11 protein-coding genes are annotated in these 13,198 nt (G+C 48.8%); 8 read left to right on the top strand and 3 right to left on the bottom strand.

Annotated features, from left to right (window positions below; genetic code table 11):
- Positions 1 to 4 precede the first annotated feature (4 nt).
- Positions 5 to 751, bottom strand: coding sequence for an SAM-dependent methyltransferase (locus OGW16_RS14385; RefSeq protein ID WP_286518553.1), 747 nt, complete (start codon positions 749 to 751; stop codon positions 5 to 7).
- Positions 752 to 761: 10 nt separating this feature from the next.
- Positions 762 to 1,019 carry a YjhX family toxin gene (locus OGW16_RS14380; protein WP_286518552.1) on the bottom strand — a complete coding sequence of 86 codons (258 nt, stop codon included), beginning with the start codon at positions 1,017 to 1,019 and terminating at the stop codon, positions 762 to 764.
- 1,312 nt (positions 1,020 to 2,331) lie between these two features.
- Between OGW16_RS14380 and pepT the strand changes: the two genes are divergently transcribed.
- From pepT to OGW16_RS14355, 5 genes are all read left to right on the top strand, one after another.
- Complete coding sequence (gene pepT, locus OGW16_RS14375) at positions 2,332 to 3,588, top strand: peptidase T (RefSeq protein WP_047413179.1); 1,257 nt, start codon at positions 2,332 to 2,334, stop codon at positions 3,586 to 3,588.
- Positions 3,585 to 4,946, top strand: a complete 1,362-nt coding sequence (gene dcuC / locus OGW16_RS14370; protein WP_286518551.1) for a C4-dicarboxylate transporter DcuC — start codon at positions 3,585 to 3,587, stop codon at positions 4,944 to 4,946. The genes pepT and dcuC overlap by 4 nt, the downstream gene beginning before the upstream one ends.
- Before the next feature lie 298 nt (positions 4,947 to 5,244).
- Positions 5,245 to 5,880 carry a DUF2913 family protein gene (locus tag OGW16_RS14365; RefSeq protein WP_286518550.1) on the top strand — a complete coding sequence of 212 codons (636 nt, stop codon included), beginning with the start codon at positions 5,245 to 5,247 and terminating at the stop codon, positions 5,878 to 5,880.
- A 91-nt stretch (positions 5,881 to 5,971) separates the two neighbouring features.
- A complete protein-coding gene (locus OGW16_RS14360; RefSeq protein ID WP_100194010.1) occupies positions 5,972 to 6,217 on the top strand; it encodes a hypothetical protein in 246 nt (81 codons plus the stop codon).
- Between the two features lie 253 nt (positions 6,218 to 6,470).
- On the top strand, positions 6,471 to 8,063 hold the full coding sequence (locus tag OGW16_RS14355; protein WP_286518549.1) for a methyl-accepting chemotaxis protein: 1,593 nt from the start codon (positions 6,471 to 6,473) through the stop codon (positions 8,061 to 8,063).
- 90 nt (positions 8,064 to 8,153) lie between these two features.
- On the opposite strand, the gene OGW16_RS14350 is transcribed toward OGW16_RS14355, so the two are convergent.
- A complete protein-coding gene (locus OGW16_RS14350; RefSeq protein ID WP_047413170.1) occupies positions 8,154 to 8,783 on the bottom strand; it encodes a LysE family translocator in 630 nt (209 codons plus the stop codon).
- Between the two features lie 109 nt (positions 8,784 to 8,892).
- On the opposite strand from OGW16_RS14350, the gene OGW16_RS14345 reads away from it, so the two are divergent.
- The 3 genes from OGW16_RS14345 (at position 8,893) to foxA (ending at position 13,133) form a co-directional block, all read left to right on the top strand.
- The gene (locus tag OGW16_RS14345) at positions 8,893 to 9,798 is read left to right on the top strand and encodes a LysR substrate-binding domain-containing protein (protein ID WP_047413165.1); all 906 of its coding nucleotides are present in this window, start codon (positions 8,893 to 8,895) and stop codon (positions 9,796 to 9,798) included.
- A 121-nt stretch (positions 9,799 to 9,919) separates the two neighbouring features.
- Positions 9,920 to 10,903 carry a helix-turn-helix transcriptional regulator gene (locus OGW16_RS14340; RefSeq protein ID WP_075145097.1) on the top strand — a complete coding sequence of 328 codons (984 nt, stop codon included), beginning with the start codon at positions 9,920 to 9,922 and terminating at the stop codon, positions 10,901 to 10,903.
- 121 nt (positions 10,904 to 11,024) lie between these two features.
- Complete coding sequence (gene foxA, locus OGW16_RS14335; protein ID WP_286518548.1) at positions 11,025 to 13,133, top strand: ferrioxamine B receptor FoxA; 2,109 nt, start codon at positions 11,025 to 11,027, stop codon at positions 13,131 to 13,133.
- Positions 13,134 to 13,198 lie beyond the last annotated feature (65 nt).

Here is a 13,198-nt window from a genome sequence, read left to right as displayed (position 1 = left end):
CCTATTACCTCTGCATAAGTGCGAACACGCCCCAGCCAATGTATTCACGGGTGAATGCAACGTGGCGTGCTGGTGAACCTCTCAGTTGTTCTCTGACTTCCGGGGCAAAGTCATCGTTCGGATTTGCCTCCAGCCACCGGCGCATCGTTAACCATTTTGCCGCCTCGTATCTGTCCCAACCCTCCTGGTCAGCCAGTACCATTTCAACCACGTTATAACCGAGCTGGTCGAAAGATGAAACGAGCTCCGGCAGAGAGAGGAAATCAGTCACTGACGTCGCGCCGCAAGTCTGGGCAATCTCCTCCGTTGCGGGCATCAGACGCCAGTATGGTTCGCCGATGAGTATGATCCCGTCGGGTTTGAGACTTTGTTCCAGCTGTCTGACCGTTCCGGCAACGCCGCCTGCAATCCAGGTTGCGCCAACGCAGGCGGCAATATCGAATTTTTCTTCAGCGATATAACCTGTTGCATCGGCATGAATAAAACGCACGCGCTCAGTGACGCCCAATTCTTTGGCTCGTAGAGTGGCTTGCTCACTGAACAGCATGCTCATATCGAGACCTACGCCGGAAATATTATGATCGCGTGCCCAGGTGCACAACATCTCACCCGATCCGCTGCCAAGGTCCAGGATGCGGGTGCCTGAGGCCATTCGCAAAGCCTGACCTAACGTGGCGTATTTCTGCGCGGTGAACGGATTATGAATGCGATGTGCGCTTTCGCTGATTGTAAAAATCTTCGGGATATCCATTTCTCTCTCCTTAGCGATTATCCAGTTGGGCGCGAACGTTGTTCAGCCCGGTAGCATTGATACGGTAGGGCTGACCATTGACGGATTTGATCAGCTTTTTGGTTCTGAGCTTTTTGAATACGTCGAGTGTGCAGTCGCAGAGAAGCAATCCTTCGCGGCTATAGCATTCGACGGAAGTGACGCGGCCTGAGGCATCGCGGACGTGAGCAATACGACCACCTTTGGCGAGAACGTGTAAGGTACGTTGTTCCTGACGGGATAAATTCATACTGGAAAACCTGTTTAATCATCATGTGCAAAACGTGCAAACACACAGCGGTGTCCGCATTCGATTTCGGCGCATTGATAACCAGTCCGGCCTGAAAAGGTCGGGAAGCTGATTATCAGATGATTACATTCTCCAGCATCAAAGCCTCGGGTTGAGTTAGAAGGTATTTACCTGCTGAATCATACCAGCAAGGAACAGCAGGGGGAATCTCCCTGTGGACGAAGTGTGATCAGTAACGAAAAAGTGTATTTTGCTTATTTAACGACTTTTTAATTCTTGTTATGTGAAAATGCGTTGATGTATCAATATAATTTAATATTTGAACATCGTAAATATCGTCATCGTTAGCCACGCAGCGTTGCTGTTTAATTATTATGACATCATTGATTAATGCGATTAAAGTTTTCTGTTGCTTGCTTTTTTGCTTTGATAAATACTTCTTGATTATAAAAGTGGTTTTAAATTAAATTTTTAATTTCATTGCTTTAAGAATTTTCTTAATGTTGCTAAGTGTGTATACTCGATCCTGCAAGAAGCTCTTCTGTTATCATTAAAACTATAAATATGTCCTTAACACCCGTATTACCTCTGCCCTGAATCTCTTCTCAGGGGAGAGGTTTTTTTTGTATGTGGATAAATTTGTTAAGCACTTTGAATAAAATATTAATATTGTTGTTGGAGCCTTTTTAATAATGTCTTGTGAGATCTTTGTTCAACGGGTTTTGTAATATTGAAATAGTACCGCTATGAACATATTCCATTGTGAATAGTATGAATCCACCTTAATTTATATGGGTATTATATGATTTCTCTTATAACTAACTGTTTTTCATGATAATGAGAAAAGCGTGATTTTGAAGTAATTGTGATTTTGTTCACGGATTTTAGTGCGCTAACTGGCTATTTGTAGAGAAGTGCAAACGGTTGCATGTAGCTGTAACAGTATTCGTTCATTAAAAAAATATAGCGATGGTACGTCTTATACCGGTGCAGAATACAGGAATCTAAATGATTTCTATTATCTCTTAGGTATACGGATAATATTTATGACTTCTGTTAGCTCAACACCATGGGAAATAGCAGTAAAAACAGACAGGGAATATGATTTCATCAATCAGAAAGGAGTTTTTAATCACAGGTACAACCACTGGCCTTTTTATCTTCCTTTATATAAATCGTTGTCGTAGTGCCCATAAAATCAGCGTTCTGGGATGAACGCTGATTTTATTCGGTTTTCAGATTCATCAACCCGCGCTGCATGCTGGTCTTCTCTCGCAGTACCTCTTAAATGATACATTAAGGATCACCTGGAATGGATATTGTTGAACGCTTTATAAACTACACGAAAATCAATACCACGACATCAAGGGAAAACGGCGCTAATGGGATAATGCCTTCTTCCCCAGGTCAAATGGAACTGGCAAAACTGCTTGCAGCAGAACTTGAAGCATTAGGAATGGAAAACATTGAGGTCAGGGATACCGCTATTGTGACGGCAACCTTACCTGGCAATACCGATGACGCGATCCCGGTGGTCTCCTTTTTTGGTCATCTGGATACCAGTGCGGAACAGACCGCAGACACCAAAGCACAGCGTCTGCATTATCGCGGGGGGGATTTATGCCTGAATAAAGAGCTGAATATTTACCTGCGCGAAAGTGAATTTCCAGAACTGAAAAATTATATCGGTGATGACCTGTTGGTAACGGATGGAACCAGTCTGTTAGGAGCAGACGATAAAGCCGCCATCGCCGCAATTATGAATGCCCTGGAGTATCTGATTACGCATCCGGAGATTAAACATGGGCCGGTGAAAGTCGGTTTTGTCCCGGACGAGGAACAGGGCCTGCGTGGCGCAAAAGCGTTTGATGTTGCGGCATTTGGTGCTGATTTTGGCTATACCCTGGACTGCTGCGGTATCGGTGAGTTTGTTTACGAAAACTGGAATGCAGGTGATGCGGAAATCATCTTTACCGGGCAGTCCGCACATCCGATGTCGGCCAAAGGTAAGCTCAAGAACTCACTGCTGATGGCGCATAAGTTTATTGCGATGCTACCAGGGGGAGAAGCGCCTGAGTATACGGAAGGGCGCGAAGGTTATTACTGGGTAAAACAGCTACAGGGTAACAGCGCCCGTACGGTCCTTAAGCTGGATATCCGCGACTTCAGTGAAGAAGGTTATAAGGCGCGAATGGCGTTTATCCGTCAGCTTGCCGTAAGCACCTGTGCGCTGTGGGGAGAAAACAGCGTGGTCTGTCATTTAGCCGATCGCTATCAGAATGTGTTTAATAGCCTGCAGGGTGATGCTCGCTATCCGATTGATATTGCATTACGCGCTTATCAGAAATGTGGCATTACCCCAGCCCCTGTCGCTATGCGTGGCGGGTATGATGGCGCGGTTCTGTCGCAAAAAGGATTGCCGTGCCCAAATATTTTTACCGGTGCTCATAACTTCCATTCAATTTATGAGTATCTGCCGGTGCGTTCCTTACGGGCTGCCAGCGATGTCGTGGTGGCGGTCATTGAGGAAACGTATACTGAGTTCTCGCAGCGGAGAGCTCAGCCATGATTCAGGTGTTAATCGCGCTTCTGGTTATCGTGATGGTGGCGCGTCTGATTCTGAAAGGTTATCGCGCTGAACCTGTGCTATTTATTGCGGGCTTAGTTCTGATGATTTGCACCGCGTTAACCGGATGGGGGACGGTATTACCGAAGGGCGTTGCCAGTACGGGGATTTCCTTCCTTGATCCTTTCGAGGTGATGCGCGATCTCTTCAGCACCCGTGCCGCCGATCTCGGCCTGATGATCATGGCGTTAATGGGATTTGCGCATTACATGGACCACATCGGGGCAAATGAAGCGGTCGTGCGCGTCGTCACGAAACCCTTACGGACGCTGCGTTCACCCTATGTGCTGCTCTTTTTCTCCTACCTGCTCGCCAGCCTCCTGCAGTTGGCCATTCCTTCAGCAACCGGGCTTGCCGTATTGCTGATGGGGACGATGTTCCCCATTATGCTGGGATTAGGGCTTTCTGCGGCTTCGGCTGCCGGGGTTATTGCCACTTCGCTTGGCGTGGCTTACACCCCGACGGCAATCGATGCTATCCGGGGCTCTAAAGCGGTCAATATGGATGTGGTGGAATATGTTGTCTACCACCAGGGACCCGCCGCGCTGGCAACGGTTCTGGTCGTCGGCGTTTGCCATTTTTTTTGGCAGCGACATTGTGACCGTAAAGCGGGGACGTTACCACGGGAAATCGGTAGCGCTGAGGTGACTGACTCAGGAAAAGCTCCGGCATTTTACGCGCTGCTTCCGATGCTACCAATTCTGATGGCAGTGGGATCATCCGAGATGTTCGTCAGCGGTATTAACCTGAATATTATCACCATTGTCCTCATTTCAATGGCAATCTGTATGCTGATCGAGTGGCTGCGGGTGCGTGATTTAAAGTCGGTATGCGAAGGATTCAGCCATTTCCTTAAGGGAATGGGCACTGCGTTTACTGGCGTGGTTGGACTGTTGGTGGCGGCGGGGGTTTTTGCTCATGGCATTAAGGTTATCGGTGCTATCGACCAACTTATACTGATGGCTGAACACGTGGGGTTACCACCGTTTGCCATGGCGGTGGTATTTGCGTTGGTGACGCTGGCCGCGGCTATCATTATGGGCTCGGGAAATGCGCCATTCCTCGCCTTTGTTGAGCTCATCCCGCAAATCGCCGCCAGCATGGGGGCTAATGCTGTTGCCATGATCCTGCCGATGCAGCAGGCATCGCATATGGGACGGGCAATTTCACCGGTATCCGGCGTGGTGATTGCCGTTTCCAGCGGAGCCAAAATAACCCCATTTGATGTGGTGAAACGGACCGCCGTGCCGTTGATCGTAGGTTTAGTTACTCATACTCTGATCATCGGTATTTTCTATTAACAATTGCAGGCACAGGCAAACCTCCGATTCATTGAATCTGGAGGTTTTCTGGTTTGATATGTTGTTGCATTGATTGCTGGTGATTATTATTAGCTTTCAGCTTTATTGAGCTGTTCTTATTATTTGTGGTCAACCTTTCAACTATTAATGATTAATAAAGATAATGTGTTTCAGGGTTCATTTTTTACATTGAAATATATTAATCTGGATCATATTTTGAGGTTTTTAGTTGTAGTAGTTTTTTAAATGGAATGATGCAAGGTCGACATGAAATAATGATTTATTTGGGCAGGTTTCAGTGGTAAAAGATTCAGGAAAAGTTAGTACGTTACGACACCATTATCAGGATGACCTGGAAGCGTTTACCTGGAGTGCATTAGTTGCAATCGGTATCGCAATACAGGATCGTAAGATTAACTCTAAAATGTCAGAACATCTTTTTATTATGCATTGGCTGGCCATCGCTAAAAAAAGAAAACTCTTTTCAAGGAGTATCGTCAATGAGCTTCAGTGGTTAATTGATGAAGGAAAGAAAAAAAGCCTCAATGCACAGCTTAAATTTAAAATAGAATACCTGTACTCGACTTCGAGTGGTGATGTAACAATGCAAAACGACTATTTTAAGTTTACTCATACGATCGAGGTATTGAGAAATAATGGCTGGGAAAGCTTTTTGCTTACGCCGGAAAAATGGCGAGGTCTGCATGAAAAAATTAAGGTAAGAGACGGTAATTTTATTTTTATGGATGACACCAGACTTCAGGAGTGCTTTGGCATTCAGGGAGAGATTGTTAACCCCTTCTGTATCCGGGTGTATGGTGATGTTGAGTTTGCAAAGTTAACTTTCATCAAACATAACCTCACAGTTGAATTTGTAAAGCACATATCGAATGAGTTTTACCACTTCCATTTTCTTCAGGTAAGTAATACTTAACTGACGAACTGAGCAGTGTGCTGATAATTCGAACAATGTATTGTTCTACATATCAATGTATCGGATATAAACCACGCGCCAAGGATAGCGAATGTTTACGCGAAAGTTAGCGATCGGCAGCGAATGGATTAGGTTGTCTGATATTTCAGACAACGTATCCATTTCTTTTCGGGGCGTTCTCGAGATAGCGGAAAGCACAGGTATGCCAGATGGCAGTACGCCTTTATTACGCTTAGAAAATGAAATGGCGCCAATCACCGTTGATTCGTTGTCCTGGGTGCGGGTTCCGGGCGATAGACAGGCAGAGGTTACCGTCTATATTCGCTGCCTGGTTTAAGTCAGATAACGCCAACTCAGCTATTCTCAATGGCTTGTTGGCGTTCAATTTGCGTATCATTTTATTATCCATAAATAATATTAATGTGGGTTTGTTCTGGTTTTATTTATCCCTGCTTGAGATATACGCAGCTGGCCGCAGTGTGTAGGTTCGTGCATCTAATTTATGACGAGAAAGCCAGCGAGAATACGTTCTGATAATTAACCATTTTACAGGTTAAGGTATTTCTTTGCGGGTCGATAACAATTAGGTCGTGGATGAACTTTATTGTTATGGAGATGTTCAAATGTTAAAGGATATGAGGATTAAAACCAGTCTGTTATTATTGCTGTTGTTATTCACTTTTATGCAGTTTTTTTCTAATGGATTTGAGCTCATCGATCTCAAAGAGAACCAAAAAAGTACACTTTTACTGCATAATGTCATTAAGGAACAGGATGCATTGCATCAGGTTGCTGAGGCTGTTTATAAAATAAGAGGGGGACTTGATAACATTCAGTTGAATAATATGTCTGATACTCAACAAACATTGAGCCAGGCGCAAGAGGAGATTGGTAAAGCCAGAAAACAGTTCAATAATTTCTGGGACATACCGGGTTTAACCGCTGATGATCCGCAGATCGGTAAAGCTATCAGGGCTGCCTTTGAGCAACAAATGAATGCGGCACAAAAACATGTTGATAAATTAAATGAGATGATTTCTACCGGCAGTATTGTGGATACACAAGTAACTATCGAGCCTGAACTGCTTGCTATTCGCAAAAACTTTGATAGCCAGGTGGAGAATTATTACAAATCAACACTGTTGGTCGGTGAAAAGATCGTAGAACAGACCCACGTTCAGTTTAATAAGTCAGTACTGAAGGTATCTGTGATCCTGATGGTAACAGTACTTATCTTTTTTATCTGCAATATCTGGATGAACCGGACAATCATTCGGCCATTAAATACCGTGTCTGAGCATTTTTCACGGATTGGCAAAGGCGATCTGAGTCATCCGGTTAAGGTATCGGGTAATAATGAGATAGGTCTGTTGTGTTTGAATTTACAAAATATGCAGAACGGTCTGCGTGAGACGGTCAGCACTATTCGCGATGGCGTCGAATCGATTAATACGGGTATGCAGGAGATTGCTTCCGGTAATTCAGACTTATCGACCAGAACGGAGCAGCAGGCGGCGGCAGTGGTGGAAACGGCGGCCAGCATGGAACAGATTTCGGTAACGACAAGAAATAACTCCGATAAGTCCCACCAGGCATCTGCCATGACCAGTGAAAGCACAGAAATGGCCCTGCGCGGCGAGCGTTTGATGAGTGAGATGGTCGAGAAAATTCACCTGATCAGCATCAATGCGCAAAGCGTAAACGAAATATCACATGTTATTGATAGTATTGCGTTTCAGACCAATATCCTGGCGTTAAACGCCGCGGTAGAAGCAGCACGCGCAGGTGAATCCGGGCGTGGGTTTGCCGTTGTAGCCAGTGAAGTCAGAACCCTTGCCCAGCGTAGCGCCGCCTCGGCGAAAGAGATCAGTGAACTGGTAGCCAAAGCGGCAATCAGCGTCAAAGAAGGCGTTGAGATAGCTGAAAATAGTGGGGTCATGATGGCGGATCTCGCCAAAGCGATACGCAACATCAACGTATTAATGGAAGATATCTCCGGCGCATCAGGAGAACAAAGCCGTGGTATTGAACAGATCCGGGTCGCGGTAACGCAGATGGAGCAAGTGACTCAACAGAACGCATCGTTGGTTGAGGAGATTGCCGCCACGACAGGCAGTGTGGAAGAGCAGTCGGCCATGCTGTCCGAGGCGGTGGCTGTGTTTCAGGTGGAAGAAAAATCGTAGCATAGTGTTCAGGGCGTTAACCCGGCGCTGCTCATCTCATCAGTGGGTTATTCCGCCTGATGAGATGATTAGCTGAACAACTTGCCAGGCTTAATTTGCGAGTGAAAGTATTTGTAACGCGTTCACATTATAGATTACGCCAAATATCGCTACCGCCAGCAAAAACAGTGAGGAGATAAAAAGGCTGTGCCGGGTAAAACGTGCGGGCATCCAGCGTTTAAAAATCACGATGTAAAACGACAGCACTGCAACATCAAAAATAACCCACACCAGCGTTAGCGTCAGAATGCTGGTGGCGAAGTCTTGTGTAATGGCAATGAACTGCGGAAAAAACGCAACGAAAAACAGAATATCCTTCGGGTTGGCGACCCCGGTCAGAAAACCGTGGATTAGCCCGCTGTTATCGCGTTCTCGTGCACCCGGCGCGAAGTTTGGAATTTTGCCCCGCATGCCGTTAATCGCCATCACGCCGATATACAACGATCCCGCAAGACCCAGTACGCCAAGCCATATTGTAGAGATCGACACCACGCCTGCCAGCATCAACGCAGCCAGAGCAATCAGTACTAAAGAAGCGCCGTTAGTACCAACAAGCGTGATAAATGCCCGGCGGTAACCATACTGGGCTGCGGTGGCGGTAACCAGCGCCACGACGGGGCCGGGTGTTAGCAGCAGGGTTACAATGCTGAGGCTGTAGGCAGCCAGTAAAGTGAAATTCATACCTGATTATCCTGATGATATTTTCCATCAGTATTCCTCCTGAGTGACGCATTGAAAAACGAATAAAACTGCGCTTAACTGTGAGTAAAACTCAATATAGAAATTCACGATGACGCTACCTCCGTTGTACGCCCTGAGGGCTTTTGAAGCCGCAGCCAGGTTGGGGTCGTTCAGTAAAGCCGCTATTCAACTTAACGTAACGCCGGGCGCGGTAAGCCGACATATTCGCACGCTGGAAGCATGGTTTGACTGTGAGCTATTTGTTCGCAGCGGCCCACGCGTTGAGATAACGCCTTCCGGCCAGGGGCTGGCGCAGCAACTGACTGTCGGGTTTCAGAGTCTGGAACAGGCATGTCATGCTTTTCGCAGCAGCAGCCATCAGTTGCGATTGAAAGCGCCGTCCACGTTGACGATGCGCTGGCTATTGGACGTGCTGCGCTATTTCCGTGAGGCGCATCCAACCCCAGTGATCGAAATTGCCAGCATCTGGATGGATACCGATTCGGTGGCCTTCAGCCGAGAACCGTATGACTGTGCGATCCTATTAGGGAATGGCCATTTTGGTGACGATACCGATAGCCGGTTACTGTTTCTTGAGTGGCTTATTCCAGTGTGCTCACCTGCGTTACTGGCGCAAGCGCAGCGTGATCTTTGTGCCTGCGAATTGATTCACCCCTCCGCCGATCGCCGCGACTGGCGTCGATGGCTACAACGCACCGGGAAGTTTCCTGCGTTGAATCTGGCACGTGGCAAAGTGTTCGACACGCTGGAACAGGGGAGTCTTGCGGCGATGAGCGGTCATGGTGTTTCTGTTGCCGATCTGTTGTTAAGCCACGCCGCTATTCAGTCCGGAATGCTGGCGTTACCGTTTAAAGATGTGGTGGCGACCGGCGAGGGGTATTACCTTGTTTGGCCAAAGGCTTCCACACGGCTCAGAAATATTGAGTTACTGTATCGCTGGTTAAAAGAGGCTGCGCCGTGTACCCCTACGGCAGATCTGAACTGGCTGGAGTAAGCGAATTATTTAGTTTTACCATATTGATAATAGTTCTCATTATTATTGTCGTGTTGTTCAGGGAATGGTAATGTTGCTTCAGTGATAAATCGTTAATCCCATTTCCTGTGCAGAAGACAGCATGAAGAACACCACCGCCCTGAATGCCTCCAGACGCGCTGCTCGCACCTTCTCCGTCAGCGAGTTTATGGATTTTGGTGAACGCTACGGGATTGATTACCGTTTTCCCCTGTTGGCGCAAAAGCCGGATTTACCGTCCTGCAGCCCCGTTCTGCAAGGTGAGGTGGAGGAGATGACGCTCCCCTGCGGAATGTGCGTGACGCACTCCGACGTACAGGTATTGCAACCTTACGAAACCACCTCCCGCCACAGCAGCCCTCTCTATATGCTGGTAGTCATGGAAGGTTGCGTGATCCTGACGCTCAACGGGCAGGAGCATATGGTGCGTTCCGGGATGGCGTTTAGCTCACGCCTGAGCGAGCACCAGACGATGCGTGCCCGCCATCATGCCGACTGCAAACTGCGAACCTTATCGCTTGGTCTGTATCCCGACGGCGCGTGGCGCACGGGGTTGCTTGAATCATTGATGCGTGAGTGGGAAAGATGCCAGACACCGACGCTTATATGGCAGGTACCGGGGTTTTTACTCAGCGGACTGCAGTACGCGCAGCAGAGCACGATTAGCCATGTTTCTCGCCAGTTGATGCTGGAAGGGCTGATATTACAACTGTTCGGCCATGGCCTTAGCGTGTGTCAGGTTGAGAGCGGCAAACGCCTTGCGGCCAGCGGTGAGCAACAACGGCTGGAGGTCGTTCGCCGTCTGCTGGAGCAGAGTCCCGAAAATGACTACACCCTTAATGAACTGGCCCAACGCGCGGCGATGAGTCCCAGCAGCCTGCGCAGTAAGTTTCGCGCAGCCTATGGCTGTTCGGTATTCGACTACCTGCGCGATTGCCGTCTGGAACGTGCGCGCGGATATCTACTGGAAGGATATAGCGTACAACAGGCGGCCTGGATGTCGGGTTATCAGCACGCCACCAACTTTTCTACCGCTTTTCGTCGCCGTTACGGCTTTTCGCCGGGCGATTTGCTCAAACCTTGCTAATCCATATTTGCGTTTTACGCACGTGATTTCCTGACAATTTGGCACTGCGCATAGGCAACCTGGCATCCGGCATAGCTATCTCCGTCAGCAAAAAGGTAATAATTCTCACTTACAATTAGACATGCCTTTGGAGATATTCATGTTCGCGAAGACTCGCTTGGCGCTGCTGGTGGGATGGGTTACCGGCAGCGTGGCTTTTCCTCTGCTGGCGCAGGAAACAACAAAAAACGATACGGTGGTTGTCACCTCACAGATGCAGAGCGGGGCCACGAAGCTTGCCACGCCGGATATTGAAACGCCGCAGTCGGTATCGATCGTTACCCGTGAACAATTTGAAGAGCAGGGCGCAACCAGCGTGCGCCAGGCCGTCAGCTATACGCCGGGGGTGTACAGCAATCAGATTGGCGCTTCCAATCGCTTTGACTACATCGTGCTGCGCGGCTTTTCTGACGGCAGCCTGGACAACGTCTATCTCGATGGTCTGAAGATGATGGGCGACACCAACTCTCACAGCTCGCTGGTGGTCGATCCGTGGTTCCTCGAAGATATCGAAGTGGTGCGCGGCCCGGCTTCCGTACTGTATGGCCGCTCCTCTCCGGGCGGTATTGTGGCGCTGACCTCACGTAAGCCATCGTTTGATGCGGGTGGAGAAGTAAAGCTGTTTGCCGGCAACAATAACCAACGCGGCGCGGCGTTTGACGTCACCGGGGCGCTGGATGATAACGATCGCGTGGCGGCGCGACTGAGCGGAATGACGCGTTACGCGGACTCGCAGTTTGGTCCATTGAAGGAAGAACGTTATGCGCTGATGCCCAGCCTGACCTGGCGCATCACCGACCAGACGCGTCTGGATCTGATGGCCTATCTACACCGTGACCCGGAAGGCGGTAGCCATTCTGGTCTGCCGTATGACGGCACCGTGGTTCCGCATTACGGACAAAAGATCTCCAACACCTTTTACGAAGGCGAGGATGATTACGATAAATACGATCGCCGTGAAAACATGGTGGGCTACAACATTGAGCACCTGTTTGATAACGGCTGGTCGGTGCGGCAAAAGCTGCGCTATCTGCATACCGACGTGGAGCTGAACCAGGTCTATGCGGCGGGCTGGCTGAATGAAACCGAACTTAATCGCGGCTACTCCGGCTCCGATGAAAAAATGTCGGCGATTACGTTGGATAACCAGCTCGACGGCAGCTTTGATACCTGGCAGGTTAACCACCGTCTGCTGGTGGGGATCGACTATCAGGATCGCAGCAATAATACCACTGGCTACTACGGCGCGTTCCCGCCGATTAACGCCTTTAATCCGGTGTACGGCGCGAAGCCTGATTACATCGACATGTATGCGCGCGAAAAGCACAAGCTGCGTCAGGCGGGGTACTATTTACAGGATCAGATGTCATGGGATCGCTGGCGTATTACGCTTGGCGGTCGCTACGATCAGGTCAGCGTCTCTAACATTGATAAGATCAACGATACCCGCAGCGATCTGGATAAAAACAACTTCAGTACCCGCGCCGCTCTGCTCTATTTATTCGATAACGGCTTTGCGCCGTACGTGAGTTATTCCACTGCCTTTACGCCAACCAGCTTTGCCGATGAGAACGGTAATCTGCTGGATCCGATGAAAGGCAAGCAGTGGGAAGCCGGGCTGAAATATGAGCCGGAAGGGCTCAACAGCCAGTTCAGCGCATCGGTATTCCGTATCAATCAGACGAATATCGCCACCAAAGAAGAGCCGACCGATCCGTACCGCTCGATTGGGGAAATTGAATCTGAAGGGGTGGAACTGGAGGCAATTAGCCAACTGACGGATAGCTTCCGTTTGCAGGCGGCGTATACCTATACCGACATTCGCTATAAGAAAAGCAGCCCGGAAGAGCAGGGTAAGCGCGCAGTGTATGCCCCGCGTAACCAGGCCAGTACCTGGCTGAGCTACGATGTGAAAAGCGGCCCGCTGGACGGCCTGACGTTGGGCTCAGGCGTACGTTATGTGAATGGTATTGCCAGCGATCGCCTGAATACTCACACTCTGCCGTCCTACACGCTGGTGGATATGGCAATTGGCTACGACTTAACGAATATCGGCATTAAAGGATTGAGCGCACAGTTGAACGTCAACAACCTGACCGACAAGCGCTACGTTGCGGCCTGTAACTCGCTCTCGTACTGCTACTTCGGCGCCGAGCGCAGCATTGTTGGTAGCGTTTCGTGGAAGTTCTGATGCTTTAGCCGGATGCGGCGCTGGCGCCTTATCCGGCCTCCGGCAGCGCGCAAATTGTATGCCTG

The sequence above is a fragment of the Citrobacter sp. Ce104 genome (assembly GCF_030334595.1).
Classification (GTDB): domain Bacteria; phylum Pseudomonadota; class Gammaproteobacteria; order Enterobacterales; family Enterobacteriaceae; genus Citrobacter; species Citrobacter europaeus.
This window is presented reverse-complemented; position numbering and strand designations above follow the sequence as displayed.

Bases quoted from the DNA above. Each gene is read 5' to 3' on its own strand.
- OGW16_RS14380 (WP_286518552.1), bottom strand. From the start codon at position 1,019: ATGAATTTATCCCGTCAGGAACAACGTACCTTACACGTTCTCGCCAAA.
- OGW16_RS14385 (WP_286518553.1), bottom strand. From the start codon at position 751: ATGGATATCCCGAAGATTTTTACAATCAGCGAAAGCGCACATCGCATT.
- OGW16_RS14340 (WP_075145097.1), top strand. From the start codon at position 9,920: ATGAAGAACACCACCGCCCTGAATGCCTCCAGACGCGCTGCTCGCACC.
- OGW16_RS14360 (WP_100194010.1), top strand. From the start codon at position 5,972: ATGTTTACGCGAAAGTTAGCGATCGGCAGCGAATGGATTAGGTTGTCT.
- OGW16_RS14350 (WP_047413170.1), bottom strand. From the start codon at position 8,783: ATGAATTTCACTTTACTGGCTGCCTACAGCCTCAGCATTGTAACCCTG.
- OGW16_RS14345 (WP_047413165.1), top strand. From the start codon at position 8,893: ATGACGCTACCTCCGTTGTACGCCCTGAGGGCTTTTGAAGCCGCAGCC.
- dcuC (WP_286518551.1), top strand. From the start codon at position 3,585: ATGATTCAGGTGTTAATCGCGCTTCTGGTTATCGTGATGGTGGCGCGT.
- foxA (WP_286518548.1), top strand. From the start codon at position 11,025: ATGCCTTTGGAGATATTCATGTTCGCGAAGACTCGCTTGGCGCTGCTG.
- pepT (WP_047413179.1), top strand. From the start codon at position 2,332: ATGGATATTGTTGAACGCTTTATAAACTACACGAAAATCAATACCACG.